The following is a 20021-nucleotide window of genomic DNA, read 5'->3' as shown; positions in this document are numbered from 1 at the left end:
GCTGTCGGCGTATGTCATGTACGGGCTCCGTGACGGTGTGCGGGGGTCAGTGTGCCGGGGTCATCCGTGCGCGCCCCGGGCCGGTGCGGGGACGGCGGGTGCGTGGGCGATGAGATGCCGGACGAGGGTCAGCAGGGTCTGGATGCCGGAGCTGGAGATACGGGCGTCGCAGCGGACCACGGGGATCCGCGGGTCGAGATCGAGGGCCGCGCGCACCTCCTCGGCATCGTAGCGGTGGGCACCGTCGAACTCGTTGACGCCGACGACGAAGGCGAGGCCGCGTCGTTCGAAGAAGTCGACGGCGGCGAAGCACTCCTCCAGCCTGCGGGTGTCGGCGAGGATCACCGCGCCCAGGGCGCCCTCGCACAGCTCGTCCCACATGAACCAGAAGCGCTCCTGGCCGGGCGTGCCGAACAGGTAGAGCACGTGCCGCGGGTCGAGGGTGATGCGGCCGAAGTCCATCGCGACGGTCGTCTCGACCTTGTTCTCCACGCCGTCGAGGTTGTCCGTGGCCGCGCTGACCGTGGTGAGCAACTCCTCCGTGCTCAGCGGCGCGATCTCGCTGACCGCGCCGACGAAGGTCGTCTTGCCCACCCCGAAGCCTCCCGCCACGAGGATCTTCAGCGCGGTGGGGAAGTGGCCGGGGCCGTCGTCGTAGTCAGAGCTGTCGTCGTAGTCCATCGAGCACTGCCTCCAGAAGAGCCCGGTCGGTGGGGTGGTGGTACGCGGGGGGCCCGGTGGTCAGCGCCCCGCAGTCGACGAGATCGGACAGCAGCACCTTGGTCACCACGGCCGGCAGCTTCAGATGGGCGGCGATCTCGGCCACCGGGAGGGGGGCGCGGCACAGGTCGAGTGCCTGGCCGTGCTCCGGGCCGAGGTGGACCGGCGGCGCCGCCCCGGTGGCCATCACCTGGGACATCAGGTCGAGCGCGATGCTGGGCCGGGTGCGGCCGTCGCTGACGGTGAAAGGACGCACCAGCCGTCCGGCCGCGTCGTCGAGCCAGGGCCTGTCGCCGGCCGCCGCCGCGCTCAAGGCCGCAGCGCCCGGGATTCGACGGAATGCTGCCGGGGCGCGGTCTCCAGGTAGGGGCGGACGCTCTTGACGAGCATCGCCATCTCGTAGCCCAGCACGGCCGCGTCGGCCTCGCGGCCCGCGAGCACGGCCAGACAGGTGCCGGTACCCGCGTTGGTGACGAACAGCAGCGTCGCGTCGAGTTCGACGACGACCTGACGCACCTCGCCGCCGTCGCCGAAGCGGACGCCGGCGCTGCGGCCGAGCGAGTACAGGCCGGAGGCCAGGGCGGCCATGTGGTCGGCGCTGTCGTGGTCGAGGCCGTGCACGGACTTCACCAGCCCGTCGCAGGACAGCAGGACCGCGCTGGTGGTGTGCGGTACGCGCTGCACGAGGCCGCTCATCAGCCAGTCGAGGTCGGAGACACGGCCGGTCGGCGCATCGCTCACCATGGTGGATCGACTCCTTGGGGTCCGAAGGTCTGCGCAAGCTCTGGGGTCGGGGGTGGTGGCCGGGCTGGGCGGGCTTGTGGTCATCCGGCCGGCTCGCTCCCGTCGTGCCGGCCGGTGAGGTGCTGCCCCGGCAGGAGCACGGGCCGCGCCTCCGCCGGCCCGGACGCGTCCTGGGGGTACGCGGGGTGCGTGGCGCCCGAGGAGTGCGGCTCGCGCGCAGGGCCCGGCTCCCGGCGCTGTTCCGACTCCGCGAGGCCCATCCCGCGCTGGAAGGCGGCCATCAGCCCGGGGTCGTGGCCGGTGACGTACCCGGATTCCTGGCGTGACACCGGGGCGTCGCGCAGTTGCGGCACGAGGTGCTCCTGGGCGCGCCGCCGGGGCAGTTGGGGCCTCGCCATGGTTCCGCGCACCGCTCCGGCGCGCGGAACGGGCGGCGCACCGGCGTTCGCCGCCACGGCGGCCCGGTCGGCGGGCCGGATCCCCGGCACGGCTTCGGCGGGATTGTCCTGCCCCTCACGCGCGGTCCGCCGCGGCAGGGGTTCGAGGTGCTCCCGGTGGTCGCGGTCGACGGACTCGACGGGTCGTACGTCACCTACGGGCGAGGTGGGCGCGGGCAGCAGATCGTCGCCGGGCGTGGGCGCGGGTACGGGCGTGGGCGTGTCGCCCACGGGCGGGGGCGCGGGTACGGGGATGGGCGTGTCGCCCACGGGCGCGGGCGCGGCCATGGGTGTGTCGCGCCGGAACACGGGCGCGGGTACGGACGGGGGTGCGTCGCCGCCGGCCATGGGCGCGGCCATGGCCGAGAACGCGTCGGCCCCGAACGCAGGCGCGGATACGGACACTGGCATGTCGCCCCCGAACACAGGCTCGGGCACAGACGTCGGGATGTCAGCCCCGGGCACGGCGGCGGGGGCGGGCACAGACACCGGCTCATCACCCCCGGATGTGGGCGCGGGCACGGACACCGCCATGCCATTCCCGACCCCAGGCACGGGCACGGACACCGGCCCGCCATCCCCGGCCTCAGGCACAGGCATGGGCGCCGGCCCGCCATCCCCGACCCCAGGCGCAGGCATGGGCGCCGGCCTGCCGTACCAAGCCACAGACTCGGGCACGGACACGGACCCGCCGTCCCCGACCCCAGGCCCGGACACCGGCGCGCCACCCCCGACCCCAGGCGCAGGCATGGGCGTCGGCCTGCCGTACCGGGCCACAGACTCGGGCACGGGCGCGGACCCGCCGTCCCCGACCCCAGGCCCGGACACCGGCCCGCCATCCCCGACCCCAGGCTCAGGCATGGGCGTCGACCTGCCGTACCGGGCCACAGACTCGGGCACGGACACGGACCCGCCGTCCCCGACCCCAGGCCCGGACACGAACACCGGCGCGCCACCCCCGACCCCAGGCTCAGGCATGGGCGCCAGCCTGCCGTACAGGGCCACAGACTCGGGCACGGACACGGACCCGCCGTCCCCGACCCCAGGCCCGGACACCGGCCCGCCAATCCCGATCCCAGGAGCAGGCATGGGCGCCGGCTTGCCATGCCGGGCCCCAGACGGAGGCACGGACATCGGCCCGCGGTCCCCGGCCCCGGGCGGGGGTGCGGCCACGGGCGTGTCGCGCCCGGACACCGGTGTGGCGGGCCCGGTGGTGCCGTTCGCGTGGGGCGAGGCCGGGGGCCGGTGGGCGCCAGTCGCGCGCGTGCCCGTCACGGGATGCATCCCGCCCTCGCGTTGGCGTGTGTCGCCGGGGCGGGCGGGGGCGCCGAGCAGGCCGGTGACGGGGCTCGGCGAGGGGCGTACGCCAGTGCCCTGACCGCCGGAGACGGCCGGCGCGCGGTGGGTGCCGCCGCCGTGCAGGGCCGGCGGTCCGCCGTACTGTCCTGGGACCGGAACTGCGGGCCGTGCGCCGGTGTCCAGCGCCCCGAACGACGTGCCGGAGGCTCCCGTCGACGCTCCCAGCAGGGCCTGCGGCAGGACGACGACCGCCTGCACTCCGCCGTAGATATTGGTCTGCAGACGGACGTGGACGCCGTGCCGCCTGGCGAGCTGGGAGACCACGTACAGCCCGATACGGCCGTCGGCGAGCAGGCTCGCGACGTTGACCTGGTCGGGGTCGGCCAGCAGGGCGTTCATCCGGACCTGCTCACCGACCGGCATGCCCAGGCCCCGGTCCTCGACCTCCACCGCGAGCCCGGAGGTGACGAGGCTGGCGCGCAGCAGGACCTGGGTCTGCGGGGCGGAGAACAGCGTGGCGTTCTCGACGAGTTCTGCCACCAGGTGGATCACGTCGGCGACGGCGTGGCCCCGCAGCCGCCCCTCGATCGGCGGGGCGAGCTTGACCCGTGAGTACTGCTCGACCTCGGCGATGGCCGAGCGCAGCACCTCCGTCATGCAGACCGGGTTGCTCCACTGGCGGCGGGAGACGGCGCCGCCGAGGACGGCGAGGTTCTCGGCGTGCCGGCGGACCCGGGTGGCGAGGTGGTCGACGTGGAAGATGCCCTTGAGCAGGTCGGGATCCTCGATGTCGTTCTCCAGCTCGTCGAGGATGGAGATCTCCCGGTGCACCAGGGACTGAAGGCGCCGGGCGAGATTGACGAAGACCTCCAGTTTCTGTTCGCTGCCGGTGCGGCTGGAGAGCTGGGCGGCGTGCACGACGGCGGCGAGGGCCCCGTCGTGGGCGCGTGCCAGGTCGGCGGCGAGCAGGTCGATCTCGTCGGTGTCCTCCGGCGGGCCGCCGTGCGGCTTGCGCCGCGGCGGGGCCTCGCCCCGGCGCAGGGCGTCGACGAGCCCGCGCAGTTCGGCCTCGCGGCGCTCGGTGCCGCGGCGCAGGACGCCGACCCGGTCGTGCACCGACCGGGCGGCCCGGCCGGCGGCGACGGCGGCGATCACGATGCCTGCGACCGTGACCGCGAATGCTCCGGCGAGCACGGCCCACAGGACGAGACCGGGGCGTGCGCCGGTGGAGCGCACGGTGAAGATCACGGCCGCGCCGGCGCTGAGGGCGACCGAGGTCGGCGGCAGCACCGCCATGCGCAGCAGCTGAGGCCGTAGGCGGGTCTCGGGCAGCGAGGGCACGGTGCGGGTCACCGGCCGCCCGTGCCGCCCGCCCTCACGGCGGTCTGCGCGGGCGGCCGGTGCACGGAGGTGAGACATCTGATCCTCTGTACGGGTCCGTCGGGCCTGTGTACTCGCGCCCGGGGCGCGAGCGGGCATGCGCCATCGCTGTGCCGGTCGACAGCGGCGCGTGTACGGCCCCGCGTCGCCCCACGGCCACTGACAGTAGTCACCAACGCGCGAGGTGAAGTGGACAGTTGGCGAAATCCCCCAGGAAGCGTCCCGCTCTGGTATGAGCGTTCGCACGACAGAGCGATCACCCACGCCGCCGCGCGGCGGCGAACCGAAAAGACAGCGATCGTTCCTGGTCAGAACCGGTCACGAACGGACGGCGGGGCCGGAGGGGCCTCCCTCTCCGGCCCCGCCGTCCGCCCGCCGTCCGCCGTCCGCCGTCCGCCGTCCGCCGTCCGCCGTCCGCCGTCCGCCACATCGTCGGTCCGGCCTCGTCAGGCCGGAGCGATGGCCCCTCTCCTCCCCCGGCCGGCACTCTCCGCACCGTCACCCGCTGTGTCGGACCACGCGTCAGGATCTGGGATCGGCGACGGCATCGGGCTCGTAGGAGTGGCGCCGGGCCAGTTGCGGTACGGACTGGATGGAGCTCAGGGCGGCCGGGGAGTAGGCGCCCCGCGGTGGTGGTGTGGCGCCGCCCGCCGCCCATCCCGCCGGAGTACGCCCGCGGGACGGCTCCGCGCCCGGGCGGACGCGGGGGGTGAGCAGGCCGAGTTCTGCGGCGCGCACCCCCGCCTGGAACCGGGACCGGGCGTCGAGGATCTCCATGATGGTGGCGATGTGCCGGCGATAGGTGCGCACGGAGATGGACAGTTCGCGCGAGGCGGCCTCGTCGGTGGCCCCGGTGTGGAGGTAGTGCAGTATCTGCTGGACGAGTTCGACGCGGGCATGGGCGCCCAGGCACACCCAGGCGGTGGCGTCGACCGCGTGACTCCAGACGGTGTCGAAGAGGGTCTGGCCGCACTGGGTGACGGAGGACGCCCGCAGGACGGACGCCTGGCGCTCGCCGGCCGTCTCGGTGCACACCAGCGTGGTCCGGCCGTCGACGATCAGGGACGTCATCAGCGGAATGCGGGCGATGCGGACGGCCTTGCGCCCCTTGCGGGCGAGCTCCCGCACCAGTTCGTGGTCGAGTGTGTCACGGGTGCACAGGATCCGGAGCCGCACCAGGTCGCCACGTCTGCGCAGCAGTTCGCGCAGCAGCGCGTAGACGGCCTCCGCGTGACCGGGTAAGGCGAGCACGGCGTCGACCGAGCGTCCGGCACCGTCCGCCAACTCCACGGCGGCCGCCAGGATCTCGGCGTCGATCGGGTTCAGCGCGGTGGCGAGCGGTTCTCCGGACGTCCCGTCCCGGTGCTCCCGGTACTCCCGGTGCTTCGCCACTGTGGAGACAATCAGGGAGTGCACGTCCAGGAAGACCTTGTCCATGTCGTGCCGGCCCGCCCCCTCCCGGCCGGCTCCCCCGTGTTCATGCGACCTTCCCCCGAACTGGTTCCGCATTCCTCACCCCGTCTGGCCGGATCTGGCTGCACCTGAGTGCTCGACCGTACGGCGAGGGGCATGCCCGGGGAAGGCCGCGCCCGCGCCCCCGTTCGTGCACTGCCGACCGCCGGGCCGCGCGATTCGGACGGCAGGCGCCGACGGTTCGGGCGCGAGTCCCCAGCCCTCATGGGACGTGGGGGCCCACCTGGGACACGTATGATGTCTGTGAACTGGAGGGGACGCTAGTTCCGCAACATGTTCCACGTCAACGGCCCCTGGAGCAAAGAAAGTTCTGCCGGGAAGTAAACCTCCGGGGGCGGTCGGAGCCACTCCCGGCGCCCCCTTCCCCTGGCTCCCTCACTCCTCCAGGCGGATGGCCCGGGCCGGGCAGACCGCGGCGGCCTGCCGGACGTCGTCCGCGCGGTCGGCGGGCGGGGTGTCGTCGAGCAGGACGGCGATGCCGTCCTCGTCCCGCTGGTCGAACACGTCGGCGGCGGTCAGCACGCACTGGCCGGAGGCGACGCACGTGTCCTGGTCGATGAGAACCTTCATGACTTCCTCCTCGGAACGCCCTCGGGGCCGAAAAAGGGCTGACCTGTGCGGGCGCGGCGGCACCGCCGTACGGGCGAGCCCGCCCCACGCACAGATCAGCCCGCGGCCGGCGGCTACTCGCCCGCCGCCGCCTCCATCTCACGCACCAGGCTGAGCGGCCGCATGTCGGTCCAGTTCTCGTTGACGTACTCCAGGCACGCCTCCCGGCCGGCCCGGCCGTGCGCGACCGTCCAGCCGGCCGGAACCTCGGCGAAGGCCGGCCAGAGCGAGTGCTGTCCCTCGTCGTTGACCAGCACGTAGTAGTCGGCGTCGTTGTCCTCGAAAGGATTGGTGCTCATATACCCTTCTCCATCCTGCGATGCGGTCCGCCTGAACTGGGTTGTCTCCACAGGCGATTGCGGGAATCCTTCGTATCGGTGATTTCAATCCTCCCGGACAGTTGAACGTCGAACGGGACAGGCTGCCGGGAATTGTCAGAGCCGGACGGGAAGCGCGGCCGGAGACCTGACGAGCAGAGCGGGCTGATAACGAAGTTCCGACGGGTGCACGGCGAGTCGGACCTCCGGGAAACGCTCGAAGACACGGCGGATCGATATCTCCGCCTGGGCCCGCGCCAGATGCGTTCCGATGCAGTAGTGGATGCCGTGCCCGAAAGTGAGGTGCACCGGTTTCGGGCGGTCGATGTCCAGTTCGTCCGGCCGGTCGGGAAAGGCCTCCGGGTCGTGGTTCGCACTGGCCGGGGAGAGCATCACGATCTCGCCCGCCGGAATCATGGTGCCCGCGATCTCGACGTCCTCCAGGGTCAGGCGCTGGAGGGTGTACATCATGGGGCCGGCGAACCGGATCAACTCGTCGACGACCCGCGGGATGCGGTCGAGGTCGGCCTTGAGCCGCTCGGCCTGCCCGGGGTGGGTCAGCAGTCCCACGAAGCAGCCGGTCACCAGGGCGGTGGTGGTCTCGTTGCCGCCGGTCATCAGCGCGAAAGCGGTGGAGAGGATCTCCTTCGGGGTCAGCAGCTTGTCGCCCTCGGCGTGCACCATCGCGGAGACCAGGTCGTCGGTCGGGTGCCGCTGCTTCTCAGCGATCAGATCGGCCATGTACGCGGACAGTTGCCGGGTGTGCTCGGCCAGGACACCGGTCGGATCGGCGGCGTCGGTGGAGCGCATCGTGTTCGACCAGACCTTGAACTGCCGCCAGTCGGCGGCGGGAACGCCCAGGAGCTGGGCGATCGCGATGATCGGCAGCGGCTCGGTGAGACCGGCCAGCAGATCAGGACGCGGCTGTACGGCGAGTTCGTCGAGCAGCCCGTCGACGACCTTCTCCAGGCTGGGACGCATGTTCGCGACCCGCTTGGGCGTGAAGGCGAACACCAGCGCCTTGCGCAGCCGGGTGTGCCGCGGCGGGTCGGAGTTGGCCAGGTGGTGGGTGATCTCGTCGGCCGGCTGCAGTTCCTTGCCGATCTGCCGGCCGAGCGCCCGGTACAGGTTCCCGATGTCCCGGCTCATCCGGGGGTCGGCCAGTGCGTTGCGGACGTCCTCGTGCCGGGTGACCACCCAGGCCCGCGCTCCGTCCGGCGTCTGCACCATGGTCACCGGCTGTTCGGCGCGCAGCGCGGCGAAGGTCGGATACGGGTTCTGGGTGTATGCGTCACTGAACATCCAGTGCTTCGAAAGCGCTCCGCCGGCTGCCATCGATGCTCTCCCTGCGGTCGTCCGGTGAGCCTCCGCACTGCTCGCGGGGCACGTCCGGCCCACCAGCCTGGCCGGGCCGGGCGCGTCCGTCAGCGCTGATGCGGAATCTTCGATGTGCCGCTCCGGGACAGGCCACGCGTGGCTGATTCGAATTCTTCGTACCGGTCTGGTGAACGTCGGTTCACCCCGGCTACGTTCACCGAGGCGTGTGAGTGATGCGCCGAATTCCAAGAGGAATTGCCGGTACGAACGGGGAACTTCCGTGCCGGCCCTGGTGATCGAACTCGTCCATTCCATACGCGGCTCGTTCGGGCCGGCGTCATCATCACGAGGGAGCAGGATCGATATGACGACCTCTGCGGAGAGCACGTCCGAGAAAATCAAGGAAATCGTCTGCGACATTCTCGAGCTCGAGGAGGACGAGGTCACCGAGAGCAGCCTGTTCAAGGAGGACCACGGCGCCGACTCGCTGCGCGCGATCGAGATCCTCGCCGCCCTGGAGAAGCACTTCCACGTCGTCATCGACCAGGCCGAACTGGGCCGCATGGTCAACCTCAAGGGCGTGGAAGAGGTCGTCGCGGAAGCCGCCGGCAAGTAGTCACGACCGAGCGGTACCGCCGCGGCACCGCCGATCGAAACCGGACGGAGAGACCATGCGTGCAACTGCAACCAGCAACGGGTCGGCACCACCAGCGCATCGCGTGGTCCTGACCGGCTTCGGAGTCTTCTCGAGCATCGGTGTGGGCGCGGTCGAGTTCGCCGAGGGGCTGCGGGCCGGGCTCAGCGGCGCCAAGCCGATCACCAGGTTCGCGACCGAGGGTTTCGCCCACGCCAACGGCTGCGAACTGGTCGGCTTCGAGCCGCGTCAGTGGATCCGCAATCTGGACGTCGACGAACTCGGCCCCGCCACCCGCTTCTCGGTGGCCGCGGCCAGGATGGCCGTCGCCCACGCCGGGCTGAGCGAGGACATCCTGCGCGGACAGCGCGGACTGATCTCCATCGGGTCCACCGACGGGGAATCGCACGACCTCGACCGTCTGGTCGAGACCGAGATCGAGTACGGCCCCGAGAAGATGGACCCGCAGGTGGTCCGGCGTGTCCCGGCGAGCCGGCTGGCCACGGCCGTCGCGCACGAACTGGGCCTGGAGGACGTCGAGGCGGTCACCATCCCGACCGCCTGCGCCGCGGGCAACTACGCCATCGGCTACGGCTTCGACGCGGTGCGCACCGGCGAGGTGGAGTTCGCGCTGTGCGGCGGCGCGGACGCGATGTGCCGCAAGACCTTCGCCGGCTTCTACCGGCTGGGCACGATCGCCCCGGACTGCTGCCGGCCGTTCGACAAGGACCGCAAGGGCATCCTGACCGGTGAGGGCGCCGGCGTACTGGTCCTGGAGAGCCTGGAGTCGGCGCTGCGCCGCGGTGCCACCATCCACGCCGAGGTCCTGGGCTACGGGCTCAACTGCGATGCCGACCACCCGGTCGCGCCCAACCAGGGCAGCATCGCCCGCTGCATGGAACTGGCCCTGAACAACGCCGGGGTGAAGCCGTCCGAGGTCGATCTGATCTCCGCGCACGGGACCGGCACCAAGGCGAACGACGTCACCGAGAGCCGCGCGGTCCGCGACGTCTACGGCGAGGCGCCGCCGCGCACCGTCTCGCTGAAGTCGATGCTCGGCCACACCATGGGCGCCGCCAGCGCGCTCGCCGCGATCGCCTGCGCCCTGGCCGTCGAGGGCGGGTTCATCCCGCCGACCATCAACCACCGGGAGACCGACCCCGAGTGCGAGGTCGACTGCGTGCCCAACCACGCCGTCGACGCCGATCTGAGGATCGTGCAGAACAACGGGATGGCCTTCGGCGGCAACAACGCCGTCGTGATCCTCGCCAAGTACGAGGAGCAGGCCTCATGAGCCGGCCCGTCATCGGAATCGGCGCGGTCGCGAGCATCGGGCGCGACCCGTCCGAGCTGTTCGAGAGCCTGTGCGCCGGGCGGAGCGGGCTGGCCGCGCTGCGCGGCTTCGACCGGTCGAAGTTCAAGGCGGGACACCTCTTCGAGATCGACGACCGGCCCGCGCCGGGCGTGGACGTGCCGGGCCGGGCGACCGCGTTCCTGCTCGACGCGGTCGGTCAGGCGGCCCGTGACGCCGGTCTCGGTGAGGACCTCCGCGACGTGCCGATCCTGGTCGGCACCGGGCTGCGGGAGCTGCGGTCGCTGGAGCTGTGGTGGCGTGACGGCGCCGAGTTCTCCCCCAAGCTCTCGGCTCCGCTCGAGCAGGGGGGACCCCCATCCGGGCGGATGCACTTCGGCACCGCCCTGCGGGAACGCTTCGGCGCGGTCGACACGCACACCTTCTCCAACGCCTGCTCCGCCTCGCTGTACGCGCTGGCGCTCGCCGTCGACCAGTTGGACTCCGGCGCGGTGGAGCACGTGATCGTGGCGGGCACCGACTCGATCACCGAGAGCATGTTCGGGCTGACCGACGCCTTCCAGCTGGAGCCGCCCGGCCGGCTCAGACCCTTCGACGTCGACCGCAAGGGCACCATCCTCGGCGAGGGCGCGGGCGCGATCGTGCTGGCCCGCGAGCCGGACGGTCACCGCCGGGTCCACGGCCGGGTGCGCTCGGTCGGCGTGAACTGCGACGCCCACCACACCACCGCGCCCCTCCAGGCCGGGGTCGCCGCCGCGATCAGGCAGGCGCACCGGCGGGCCGGGGTGAAACCGGAGAACGTGGACCTGGTCATGCTGCACGGCACCGGTACCCCGCTCAACGACGAGGTGGAGGTACGGGCGCTGCGCGAGGTGTTCGGCGAGCACGAGCGGGCGCCGCTGGTGACCGCCGTCAAGTCGATGACCGGGCACACCGCGGGCTCGGCCGGGGTGCTGAGCCTCATCACGGCCCTGCGGGCCATGTCCACCGGGCGGATCCCGCCGGTGACCGAACTCGACGAACCGACCGAGGACGTGAGCGCGTTGCGGCTGGTGCACACCACCGAGGCCACCGGTCGAGTCGAGGTGGCGCAGGTCAACGGCTTCGGTTTCGGCGGACTGAACGCGGTGGCCATTCTGGAGGCGGCCCGGTGAACGAGTTCCCGAGGATCGTGGTCAGCGGTGTGGGTCCGGCGCTGGCCGGGGTGGCCGGCACCGAGGATCTGGTGGCCGGGCCGGCCTTCCCCGCGGAGCCGGTGGATCCGGCCGCCCTGCTCGGCAAGAAGGGCCTGAAGTACAAGGACCGCGCCACCCGGCTCGGACTGTGCGCGGCCTTCGCCGGACTGTGCGACGCCGCGCTGCGGGACGCGGACGGCCCGTCGGTCGACGGCGGCGGCGTGGGTGTCGTGGTGGCGTCCAACTACGGCAACGCGGACACCATTTGCCGGGTGGTCACGACCATCGCGGCCGAGACGACCCGTGGCACCAGTCCCATGGACAGCCCCAACGCCTCCAGCAACATCGTCGCCTCCGAGATCGCCATCCGCTTCAAGCTGAGCGGCCCCAACCTGACCGTCTGCAACGGCGACTCCTCCGGGCTCGACGCGCTGCGCTGGGCCGCCGGCCTGCTGGGTTCCGGACGGGCCGAGCAGGTGCTGGTCGTCGGGGTCGAGCCGGACAACGAGGTGGTGCGCAAGCTGGTCGGCGCCGACCGGATCGTGGACGGCGCCGTCGCGGTGGTCCTGGAGCGCGCCGAGACCGCGCGGGCGCGCGGGGTGCGGCCGAGGGCCCGTCTGGGCGGATTCGTACGCACCGGCGGGGTCGAGGAGTGCGTCGGGCGGCTCGACGCGCTCGGCGGCGGCACCCCGGCCGGCTGGTACCCGCCGGAGACCGCCGGCGGCACCGAACCGCCCGCGAAGCTGCTGGCCGGGGTTCCCCGGCACCGGATGCCCGACGGCTGGGGCACGCTCTCCGGCGCGCTGGGCCTGGCGCAGTGCGCCGCCGCCACCGGCCGGTTCGACGCGGGCGAGCCCGGCCCCCTCTACGCGCTGGCCGGCCGCGGGGACGACGGTGTCGCCGGACTCCTCCTGCTCGCCCCCGGAGACGCCCGGTGAGCCACGACCGGCCGCAGCCGCCGGACCCGGCAGGCGACTCCGCGTGCACGGTGCACCGCAAACGGCCGACCGGCGGTACCCGTGCCCTCCTGCTGCACGGACTGGCCAACAGCTCCTCAGTATGGGACGCGTTGGCCGCGAGAGAGGCCGGCGGCCTGGACCTGTGGGCCGCCGAACTCCCCTGGGGCGGCGGGCGGTCACCGGCCTGGGCCTACGGCCCGCACGCCTCCCGCGCGGTCGCGGACGCGCTCGGGCAGGTGCCTGGCGGCGCCGGCATCGTGGTGGCCCACTCCTTCTCCACCGTGCTGCTCCTTGAGCTGCTCGGCGAGGAACTCGCCCGGGGCGGCGACCCGTTCGCACGCCACGGCATCGAGGGCCTGGTACTGGTGTCGCCGTTCTACCGCCGTGATCCTGAGAGTTTCGAGTACGGCGTCGTCGGCGGCATGCTGGAGAACTTCCGCCGCACCATGGACGAGGGCATCCGGGTGGTGGCAGGACCCCGGCTCGACCCCTCGCTGCGCCGCGACATGGCGCAGCGGGTCTGCGAACAGGTCGGCCCGTACGGCTATCTGAGCTTCTTCCGCAGCTATCTGCACACGCCCTGGCTGCGCACCGACCTGATCACGGTGCCCTCGCTGGTGGTCGGCGGGGAGGAGGACTTCACCGCCGTCCCCGCCGAGAGCAGGGCGCTCGCCGCCGATCTCCCCGACGCCCGCTGCCGGTTCATCCCCGGGGCCGGCCACTTCCCGATGGTGGAGCAGGCGGACGCCTTCTCCGCGGCCCTCGGTGAGTTCCTCGACGCGATCGGGTGCCCCGCGCCCGCTGCCGTCGACCAACCCGCTTGACAGAACAGGAGCCTGATCAGCATGACGTCCCCGATCAGCAGTGCCCCCGAGCCGACCGAGCAGTCGTTGAACGACTTCTTCGACGTCACCGGCCACTTCTCGCTGCGTCCGTCCTACGAGGGCGGCAACATCAGCACGACCATCGGCTTCAAGCACGTGCACTACCTGCTCGAGGCCGCCGTGCTCGAGCACTTCCGCGCCGCCGGTCTGGGCGCCACGGCCCTCTACGTCGAGTACGGCGCCGGCTTCGACGTGGTCTCCGTGGACACCCGGCTGCACACGGTGCTCACCCTGGACGACACGGTCGCCGTCGAGGTCAGGCCGGTCACCAAGGACTCCGACACCCGGCTGCGTTTCGCGCTCACCGGGACCGTGGAGCGGGACGGCGCGCCGCGCAAGGCGGTGACCAGCAAGGTCGAGGTCTCCCTCCGGGCCATCGAGCACGTACCGGACCCGAAGCCGCTGCCCGAGCGCCTGACGCGCTTCGTGGTGCCGCGGCTGGGGCAGGCGGCGCCGAAGCCGCTCGCCGCCGTCCCGGTGGACAACATCGACCTGTCCGCGCAGCGCGGCGTCACCACCCGCTCCGGCGACCCGGTCCTTGCCGAGATCATCGGCGACGACAACGCGTTCGGCTGGAAGTGGCGAGTGCCGTACTTCTACTGCCACTTCACCAGCCACATGCAGATGTCCGGCTTCCTGCGGCAGATGGAGGAGGTGCTGCACCTGTTCGTCGCCGACCGGGGCATCGCCATCCAGCGCCTGCTGGACGAGCGCAACTGGATCCCGGTGGTGACCAAGTGCGACATCGAACTCACCGACGAGGTGCGGATCGAGGACGAGCTGTACACCGTCTTCACCGTCGAGGACATCTTCAAGGCCGTCCTGTTCACCGCCCGGATGGACTGCTACGTGGTGCGTGACGGCGCGCTGGTGCCGGTCGCCACCGGACACATCACCCACGGCTATGTCACCAAGGAGTCGCCGGAGCGCGACTGGTCCCTGGTCACCTTCGACGACGAGGTGCTGGCCGCGCTCGGCGGCAAGACCCCCGCCGCCGGCTGACCCGACCTGCCGGAAGGAGCTGTCGCCATGAGCAGCGACACCAGGGGCGCCGCCCGCAGACCGGTGATCACCGCCTGGTCGGCCGTGTCCCCGTTCGGGATGGGGCGTGCGGCGTTCGTCGAGGGGATGCACAAGGGCGGTGAGACCGCCGTCCGGATCGACCGCGAGCAGTGGCAGGTGCCCGACGAGCGGGCCAGGCTGGTGCCCGGGTTCAGCCCGCGCGCGGCGCTGGGCCGCAAGGGCACCCGGTCGATGGACCGGGTGACGGGGCTCGCGGTCAGCGCCGTCGGTGCGCTGCTCGACGACGCCGAGCGCAACCGCGAGGTCGCCACCGGCGACCGGGGGGCCGTCGTGCTCGGCACCACCACCGGCAGCGCGCAGAGCATGATGGACTTCACCCGTGACTCGCTGACCGGTGAGCAGCCGTACTTCGTCGACCCGGCGCAGATGCCCAACACGGTGATGAACTGCGCGGCCGGCCAGTGTGCGATCCGGCACCGGATCAAGGGTCCGAACGCCACCATCGCCGGCGGCCGGCTGGCCGGGCTGCTCGCGCTGAACTACGCGCGCAGACTGCTCGGCGCGGGCCGGGCCGAGGCGGTGCTGTGCGGCTCCGCGGAGGAGTACTCCAACGAGCGGTCCTGGCTGGAGTGGCACACCCGGACCGACGAGGAGAGGCCGGCGCTGCTCGGCGAGGGCGCCGGCATGCTGCTCCTCGAACCCGAGGAGTCCGTCGCCGCCGAACACGTGCTGGCCGAGGTGCTCGCCGTGGAGAGCGGCGTGTTCGCCGAGGGCCGGCTGCCGATGGTGCTCGGCTCCTGTCTGCGCCGCGCCATGAACCGCGCCGGGGTGGAACCGTCGCAGGTGTGGGCGGCCGTGCCGTGCGGCGCCGGCGACGCGCGCGAACGCGCCGTGCTGGCTGAGGCGTTCGGCCCCGCAGCGCTCGAACAGGTGCCGAACACCGAGCTGTTCGCGGACGCGTCGGCGGCCTCGGTGAGCCTGCAGATCGCCTCCGTGCTCGCGGTCGCCGAGCGGACGCCCGGTACCGCCGGGCGGGTCGCGGTGGTCACCGCGGTGGAACGCGACGGCGGAACCGGCTGCGCCCTGCTGCGGCTGCGCTGAGCACCGGGCCGGCCCGGAACCCACCGGGCCGTACCGGGAAACGAAACGAACGGAGGAGAGCGGAAGTCATGACGGCACAGCCCTTCGAGAAGCTGGACAAGGAAGAACTGCGGCGGACCCTGGCCGATGTGATCGACGTCGACGCCACCGACATAGAGGAGGCCACCGACTTCGTGGAGGAGTTGCAGGTCGACTCGCTGCTGCTGCTGGAGCTGGTCGTGGTGCTGGAGAAGAAGTACCAGGTCAAGTTCACCGAGCAGGAGATGCGGACGGCCCGCACCTTCAGCCAGGCGCGCGCGCTGCTGGAGCGCAAGCTGGCGGTGTCGGCGTGACCGTCTCCCCACCGGCGGCGCCCGCCGAGCCGGTAGCCCGGGGCTCCTACGAGCCGGTCGTCCCGAGGTCCTACGCCCCGAAACCCTCCCCCGTGGATGCCGGGATCGAGGTGACGTCGGTGGCCCGGTCCGCGCCGGACGCCGGAGGCGGCGGAGTGCTCAGCGCGGTGGCCACCGTCGCGATCGACGGGACGGAGCCGGTCTTCGCCGGCCACTACCCCGACTTCCCGATCTTCCCCGGTGTCTGCATCGTCGAGTGCGTCCAGCGCGCCGCGCTCGCGGTGGCCGAGCGGTCCGGGATGCCCGAACCCCGGCTGCTCGCGGTGGAGTCCACCCGTTTCCTCGGTGCCGTACGCCCCGGCGATCTGCTCACCGTGCGCCTGGAGCTGCGCGACCACGAGGGCGCCGTACGCTGCCGGGCCACGGCGAGCACCGAGCGCGGCGAGGCCGCGTCGGTACGGCTGCGGCTGTCCGGCGAGGTCGCCGTATGAACACCGTCCAGGTCGAACGCCTGCTTCCGCACCGGTTCCCCATGCTCCTCGTCGACCGGGTCGTCGACCTGGTTCCGGGCGAGAGCGTCACCGCGACGAAGGCGATCACCCGCAACGAGCAGTGCTACCGCAGCGTCGGCGCGCACAACGCCGGCGTCTGCCTCCAGTACCCGCCGACGCTCCTGATCGAGTCCTGGGGCCAGACCGCCGGCATCCTGGCGACCTGGCGCTCCCCCGGCGAGCAGGGAGAAGCGCACGCGACGGACCGGGTGATGCTGCTCGGCGGGCTCTCCGGGGTCGTGTTCCACCGGCCGGTGCTGCCGGGGGACGTGCTCCTGCACCGGGCGCGGCTCTCCCGCGCCCTGTCCGACACCGCGATTTTCGAGGGCGAGACCTCGTGCGACGGCGAGGTGGTGATGTCGGTCGAGCGGATGGTGATGGCGTTCCGCCCGTCCGGCCGGCTGCTGCCGTCCGCCGGTTGAGCCGACGTACAGCCGACGTACAGCCGACGTACAGCCGGCATACGGCCGACGTACGACCGACCTACGACCGACAAGGAGGAACGCCCGATGGCACAGGACACCAAGCCGGTCGCGCTGGTCAGCGGTGGCTCGCGCGGCATCGGCCGGGCCGTGGTGAAGCGGCTGGCCGCCGACGGCCACGACGTCAGCTTCTGCTACCAGTCCAACGACGAGGCCGCGACCGCCCTGGAGAAGGAGCTCGCCGAGTTCGACGTCCGGGTGCTGGCCAGGAAGGTCGACGTGGCCCAGCCCGATTCGGTGCGCGCGTGGGTGGCCGAGACCCAGGAGGCCCTGGGCACGGTGGACGTCGCGGTCACCGCCGCGGGCATCACCCGGGACAACCCGCTGCTGATGATGTCCGACGAGCAGTGGAAGGACGTGCTAGCGGTCAACCTCGACGGCACGTACCACGTCTGCCGCTCGGTCGTGTTCGAGATGATGAAGCGCCGCTCCGGCTCCCTGGTGCTGCTCTCCTCGGTGGCCGGCGTCCACGGCCACGCCACCCAGTCCAACTACGCGGCGACCAAGGCCGGGATCATCGGCTTCGCCAAGTCGCTGGCCAAGGAGGTCGGCCGCTACGGCATCCGGTCCAACGTGGTCGCCCCCGGCTTCATCGAGACCGACATGACGGCGGTGCTGAGCGACAAGGTCCGCGAACAGATGCTGGCCTCGATCCCCCTGAACCGTTTCGGCGGGGCCGACGAGGTCGCCGACCTGGTGTCCTTCCTGGCCTCCGAGCGCGCCGGCTACATCACCGGTTCCGTCTTCCAGGTCGACGGCGGCATCACCATCTGAGCCCACCCCCGATTTCCCCACCGAAGGACGCCGCCATGGCCAAGAAGCCGCCCCGCTGGTACTTCTCCCTGCGCAGCCCGTACTCCTGGTTCGCCCACCACGACCTGAAGAAGCACCATCCCGACGTCCTGGACAGCGTGCGGTGGATCCCGTTCTGGGAGCCGGACGCGCGCAGCCAGGAACTGCTCGCGCGGGCCGGGACCGAACTGCCGCTGGTTCCTATGGCGCGGGAGAAGAACTTCTACATCCTCCAGGACGCCCGGCGGCTGGCCGAGGACCGCGGGCTCGACGTCACCTGGCCGATCGACCGGGAACCGGTCTGGGAGGTGGCGCACCTGGCCTATCTGGTGGCCGAGGACGCCGGGAAGGGCAAGGAGTTCGTCGACCGGGTCTACCGCGCCCGCTGGCAGGAGTCGCAGAACATCTCCGACCCCGCCGTGATCGGCTCGATCGCCGAGCAACTGGGCCTGGACGCGGACCGGGCCGCCGGCGCGGCCGACGACCCGCAACTGCGTGCCCGGGGTGTGGACATCCTGGCCGCGTCGGCGAGGGACGGCCTGTTCGGGGTGCCGTTCTTCGTCCACGGCCACGACAGGTTCTGGGGCGTCGACCGGGTGGCCGCCTTCGTCGCCGCGCTGCGCGGTGTCCCGCGCTCCGCCGTCGCCGTGCCGGACGCGGAGGCGGCCGCGCTGCCGCGGATGGCCGCGGCGGGCGCGGACGCCGGTCACGCCGGCGGCTGCGGCTGAACCGCCTCCACCGAGACGATTCCGAGGGGGACGCGATGAGCGACGAGCACCGGCTCGCGGACGACTGGGACGCGATCGTGGTCGGCAGCGGCATGGGCGGACTGACCTGCGCCGCGTACCTGGCGGTGGCCGGTCACCGGGTGCTGGTGCTCGAACAGGCCGGGGTGCTGGGCGGCAACAGCCATGTGTTCCGCCGCCGTTCGGCCTACGAGTTCGACGCCGGGGTGCACTACATCGGCGACTGCGGGCCCGACGGGGTACTGCCGTCGATTCTGCGGGGACTGGGCCTGGGCGACCGCGTCACGTTCCGGGAGATGGACCCGGACGGATTCGACGAGGTGGTCCTGCCGGGGCTCAGGATGTCCGTGCCCGTCGGCTGGGACCGCTATCTCGACCGGCTCGTCGAGGTGCTGACGGCGGACAAGGACGGGCTGCGGGAGTTCGTGGCCGTGTGCTCGGCGGCCGGCGCCGAGATGCGCTGGACGCTGCTGTCCGCGGCCGGGGCCGAACCGGCCGAGGTACTGCGCCGCACGCCGACCGCGGTGGCCTGGGGCCGCCGGACGCTGCACGAACTCTTCGAGCACTGCGGCCTGTCCGCCGCCGCGCGCACCGTGCTGGCCGCGCAGGCGCTCAACTACGGGATCGGACCCGAGGAGGCCACGGTCGGCATGCACGCGAGCGTGACCGACCACTATCTGCGGGGCGCCGCCTATCCGGTCGGCGGCGGCCAGATGCTGGCGGCGTCGCTGACCGAGGCGATCACCGGGCACGGCGGCACGGTCAGGACCGGGCACCGGGTGGACCGGGTGCTGGTCGAGCAGGGCCGCGCGTGCGGTGTCGTGCTGGACGGCGGGCGGGAACTGCGCGCTCCGGTCGTGGTGTCCAACGCCGACTATGTGCGCACCGTCCGGGAGTTGGCCGGCGAGGAGCACTTCCCCGCGTCCATCGGGAAGCGGGCCCGGACCGCCGTGACGGGCTTCCCCCTGGTGGTGCTCTACGTGGGCCTCGACCGGGAACTGCCGGGCAGGACCGGGGCGAACCTGTGGTGGCACGGGAACGCCGACGTCGAGGAGGCGTTCCGCCGGCTGGCCGGGGGGCACTTCGACGCGCCGCCGTCGGTGTTCATCTCGTTCGCCTCGCTCAAGGACCCGGACACCGCGGCCGTCCGGCCGCCCGGACACGCCAACTTCCAGGTGATGGCGCTGTGTCCGCGGTCGCTGGAGGCGTGGGGCGCGGCGGCCGCGTCCGAGAACGGCGGGCCGTACCGCCGCGACCCGGCCTATCTGGCGGAGAAGGAGAGGGTCACCGAGGCGATGCTGGCCACCGCGGAACGCGCGCTCGGCCCCTTCCGCCGGTACGTGACCCATCTGGAGCTGGCCACCCCGGCCACCCAGCGCCGCTACACGCGGTCGACCGGCGGTTCGCCCTTCGGGCTGGCCCGCTGGGGCGGCACGGGCGCCAGGCCGGACACCCGGACCAGCGTGACCGGCCTGTACGTGGTGGGGCAGAGCACCCGCTACGGCAGCGGGATCACCGGCGCCGCCGTCAGCGGCATCGCCTGCGCCGGGCAGATCCTCGGCCGCCCGCTCCTGCCTGAGGTGCACGCGGGCGCGGTGCTGGGAGACCAGGGCCGGCTGCCCGCACGCGGTCCGGACTGGGACCCGCTGCGCCTGTGCGGGGGCCGGGCCCGCCGGGGAACACGCCCCCGCTGAACCGGTGTTCCCGGCCGGGGCGCCCTTTCCCGGTAATTGC

20 protein-coding genes and 1 pseudogene are annotated in these 20021 nt (G+C 72.4%); 13 read left to right on the top strand and 8 right to left on the bottom strand.

From position 1 onward, the window contains the following. Window positions 1–60: 60 nt before the first annotated feature. The 8 genes and pseudogenes from CG719_RS19980 to CG719_RS19940 form a co-directional block, all read right to left on the bottom strand. Window positions 61–681 carry a GTP-binding protein gene (locus CG719_RS19980; RefSeq protein ID WP_100570048.1) on the bottom strand — a complete coding sequence of 207 codons (621 nt, stop codon included), beginning with the start codon at window positions 679–681 and terminating at the stop codon, window positions 61–63. Further along, window positions 659–1033, bottom strand: coding sequence for a DUF742 domain-containing protein (locus CG719_RS19975; RefSeq protein WP_100570047.1), 375 nt, complete (start codon window positions 1031–1033; stop codon window positions 659–661). The genes CG719_RS19980 and CG719_RS19975 overlap by 23 nt, the downstream gene beginning before the upstream one ends. Beyond that, on the bottom strand, window positions 1030–1464 hold the full coding sequence (locus CG719_RS19970; protein ID WP_100570046.1) for a roadblock/LC7 domain-containing protein: 435 nt from the start codon (window positions 1462–1464) through the stop codon (window positions 1030–1032). Before CG719_RS19970 ends, CG719_RS19975 begins: the two co-directional genes overlap by 4 nt. Before the next feature lie 1511 nt (window positions 1465–2975). Continuing rightward, window positions 2976–4619, bottom strand: a pseudogene (locus CG719_RS37545) (ATP-binding protein); the annotation flags it as partial. Between the two features lie 483 nt (window positions 4620–5102). After that, complete coding sequence (locus CG719_RS19955; RefSeq protein WP_100570045.1) at window positions 5103–6017, bottom strand: helix-turn-helix transcriptional regulator; 915 nt, start codon at window positions 6015–6017, stop codon at window positions 5103–5105. Window positions 6018–6428: 411 nt separating this feature from the next. Continuing rightward, window positions 6429–6623, bottom strand: coding sequence for a ferredoxin (locus CG719_RS19950; protein ID WP_100570044.1), 195 nt, complete (start codon window positions 6621–6623; stop codon window positions 6429–6431). 113 nt (window positions 6624–6736) lie between these two features. Further along, complete coding sequence (locus CG719_RS19945) at window positions 6737–6961, bottom strand: MbtH family protein (protein ID WP_100570043.1); 225 nt, start codon at window positions 6959–6961, stop codon at window positions 6737–6739. A gap of 135 nt (window positions 6962–7096) precedes the next feature. Beyond that, window positions 7097–8281, bottom strand: a complete 1185-nt coding sequence (locus CG719_RS19940; protein WP_234375662.1) for a cytochrome P450 family protein — start codon at window positions 8279–8281, stop codon at window positions 7097–7099. A gap of 379 nt (window positions 8282–8660) precedes the next feature. Here CG719_RS19940 and CG719_RS19935 point away from each other — a divergent pair, with 379 nt between their 5' ends. The 13 genes from CG719_RS19935 to CG719_RS19875 all read left to right on the top strand — a co-directional run bounded on the left by CG719_RS19935 (window position 8661) and on the right by CG719_RS19875 (window position 19981). Further along, window positions 8661–8912 carry an acyl carrier protein gene (locus CG719_RS19935; RefSeq protein WP_100570041.1) on the top strand — a complete coding sequence of 84 codons (252 nt, stop codon included), beginning with the start codon at window positions 8661–8663 and terminating at the stop codon, window positions 8910–8912. Between the two features lie 55 nt (window positions 8913–8967). Further along, entirely contained in the window at window positions 8968–10224 is a 1257-nt protein-coding gene (locus tag CG719_RS19930) for a beta-ketoacyl-[acyl-carrier-protein] synthase family protein (protein WP_100570040.1), read from the top strand. After that, on the top strand, window positions 10221–11396 hold the full coding sequence (locus CG719_RS19925) for a beta-ketoacyl synthase N-terminal-like domain-containing protein (protein WP_100570039.1): 1176 nt from the start codon (window positions 10221–10223) through the stop codon (window positions 11394–11396). The genes CG719_RS19930 and CG719_RS19925 overlap by 4 nt, the downstream gene beginning before the upstream one ends. Then, window positions 11393–12355, top strand: coding sequence for a beta-ketoacyl synthase N-terminal-like domain-containing protein (locus tag CG719_RS19920; RefSeq protein ID WP_234375661.1), 963 nt, complete (start codon window positions 11393–11395; stop codon window positions 12353–12355). Before CG719_RS19925 ends, CG719_RS19920 begins: the two co-directional genes overlap by 4 nt. Next, entirely contained in the window at window positions 12352–13200 is an 849-nt protein-coding gene (locus CG719_RS19915; protein ID WP_100570038.1) for an alpha/beta fold hydrolase, read from the top strand. The genes CG719_RS19920 and CG719_RS19915 overlap by 4 nt, the downstream gene beginning before the upstream one ends. Before the next feature lie 21 nt (window positions 13201–13221). After that, window positions 13222–14262, top strand: coding sequence for a thioesterase family protein (locus tag CG719_RS19910; protein WP_100570037.1), 1041 nt, complete (start codon window positions 13222–13224; stop codon window positions 14260–14262). 27 nt (window positions 14263–14289) lie between these two features. Then, window positions 14290–15384, top strand: coding sequence for a beta-ketoacyl synthase N-terminal-like domain-containing protein (locus tag CG719_RS19905; RefSeq protein ID WP_100570036.1), 1095 nt, complete (start codon window positions 14290–14292; stop codon window positions 15382–15384). A 68-nt stretch (window positions 15385–15452) separates the two neighbouring features. After that, complete coding sequence (locus CG719_RS19900; protein WP_100570035.1) at window positions 15453–15716, top strand: acyl carrier protein; 264 nt, start codon at window positions 15453–15455, stop codon at window positions 15714–15716. Further along, on the top strand, window positions 15713–16207 hold the full coding sequence (locus CG719_RS19895; RefSeq protein ID WP_234375660.1) for a 3-hydroxyacyl-ACP dehydratase FabZ family protein: 495 nt from the start codon (window positions 15713–15715) through the stop codon (window positions 16205–16207). The genes CG719_RS19900 and CG719_RS19895 overlap by 4 nt, the downstream gene beginning before the upstream one ends. Beyond that, the gene (locus CG719_RS19890; protein WP_100570034.1) at window positions 16204–16689 is read left to right on the top strand and encodes a 3-hydroxyacyl-ACP dehydratase FabZ family protein; all 486 of its coding nucleotides are present in this window, start codon (window positions 16204–16206) and stop codon (window positions 16687–16689) included. The genes CG719_RS19895 and CG719_RS19890 overlap by 4 nt, the downstream gene beginning before the upstream one ends. Before the next feature lie 87 nt (window positions 16690–16776). Beyond that, on the top strand, window positions 16777–17523 hold the full coding sequence (gene fabG / locus CG719_RS19885) for a 3-oxoacyl-[acyl-carrier-protein] reductase (protein WP_100570033.1): 747 nt from the start codon (window positions 16777–16779) through the stop codon (window positions 17521–17523). 35 nt (window positions 17524–17558) lie between these two features. After that, window positions 17559–18269: a 2-hydroxychromene-2-carboxylate isomerase gene (locus tag CG719_RS19880; RefSeq protein ID WP_100570032.1), complete on the top strand. Its 711-nt coding sequence runs from the start codon at window positions 17559–17561 to the stop codon at window positions 18267–18269. Window positions 18270–18304: 35 nt separating this feature from the next. Next, complete coding sequence (locus CG719_RS19875) at window positions 18305–19981, top strand: phytoene desaturase family protein (RefSeq protein ID WP_100570031.1); 1677 nt, start codon at window positions 18305–18307, stop codon at window positions 19979–19981. Window positions 19982–20021 lie beyond the last annotated feature (40 nt).

This window comes from Streptomyces sp. CB01373 (assembly GCF_002803075.1).
GTDB lineage: Bacteria > Actinomycetota > Actinomycetes > Streptomycetales > Streptomycetaceae > Streptomyces.
The sequence above is the reverse complement of the archived record's forward strand: the minus strand, read 5'-3'. Positions and strand labels throughout refer to the sequence as shown.

Bases quoted from the DNA above. Each gene is read 5' to 3' on its own strand.
- CG719_RS19905 (WP_100570036.1), top strand. From the start codon at position 14,290: ATGAGCAGCGACACCAGGGGCGCCGCCCGCAGACCGGTGATCACCGCC.
- CG719_RS19910 (WP_100570037.1), top strand. From the start codon at position 13,222: ATGACGTCCCCGATCAGCAGTGCCCCCGAGCCGACCGAGCAGTCGTTG.
- CG719_RS19980 (WP_100570048.1), bottom strand. From the start codon at position 681: ATGGACTACGACGACAGCTCTGACTACGACGACGGCCCCGGCCACTTC.
- CG719_RS19955 (WP_100570045.1), bottom strand. From the start codon at position 6,017: ATGGACAAGGTCTTCCTGGACGTGCACTCCCTGATTGTCTCCACAGTG.
- CG719_RS19950 (WP_100570044.1), bottom strand. From the start codon at position 6,623: ATGAAGGTTCTCATCGACCAGGACACGTGCGTCGCCTCCGGCCAGTGC.
- CG719_RS19940 (WP_234375662.1), bottom strand. From the start codon at position 8,281: ATGTTCAGTGACGCATACACCCAGAACCCGTATCCGACCTTCGCCGCG.
- fabG (WP_100570033.1), top strand. From the start codon at position 16,777: ATGGCACAGGACACCAAGCCGGTCGCGCTGGTCAGCGGTGGCTCGCGC.
- CG719_RS19970 (WP_100570046.1), bottom strand. From the start codon at position 1,464: ATGGTGAGCGATGCGCCGACCGGCCGTGTCTCCGACCTCGACTGGCTG.
- CG719_RS19890 (WP_100570034.1), top strand. From the start codon at position 16,204: ATGAACACCGTCCAGGTCGAACGCCTGCTTCCGCACCGGTTCCCCATG.
- CG719_RS19875 (WP_100570031.1), top strand. From the start codon at position 18,305: ATGAGCGACGAGCACCGGCTCGCGGACGACTGGGACGCGATCGTGGTC.
- CG719_RS19925 (WP_100570039.1), top strand. From the start codon at position 10,221: ATGAGCCGGCCCGTCATCGGAATCGGCGCGGTCGCGAGCATCGGGCGC.
- CG719_RS19945 (WP_100570043.1), bottom strand. From the start codon at position 6,961: ATGAGCACCAATCCTTTCGAGGACAACGACGCCGACTACTACGTGCTG.
- CG719_RS19880 (WP_100570032.1), top strand. From the start codon at position 17,559: ATGGCCAAGAAGCCGCCCCGCTGGTACTTCTCCCTGCGCAGCCCGTAC.
- CG719_RS19900 (WP_100570035.1), top strand. From the start codon at position 15,453: ATGACGGCACAGCCCTTCGAGAAGCTGGACAAGGAAGAACTGCGGCGG.
- CG719_RS19930 (WP_100570040.1), top strand. From the start codon at position 8,968: ATGCGTGCAACTGCAACCAGCAACGGGTCGGCACCACCAGCGCATCGC.
- CG719_RS19935 (WP_100570041.1), top strand. From the start codon at position 8,661: ATGACGACCTCTGCGGAGAGCACGTCCGAGAAAATCAAGGAAATCGTC.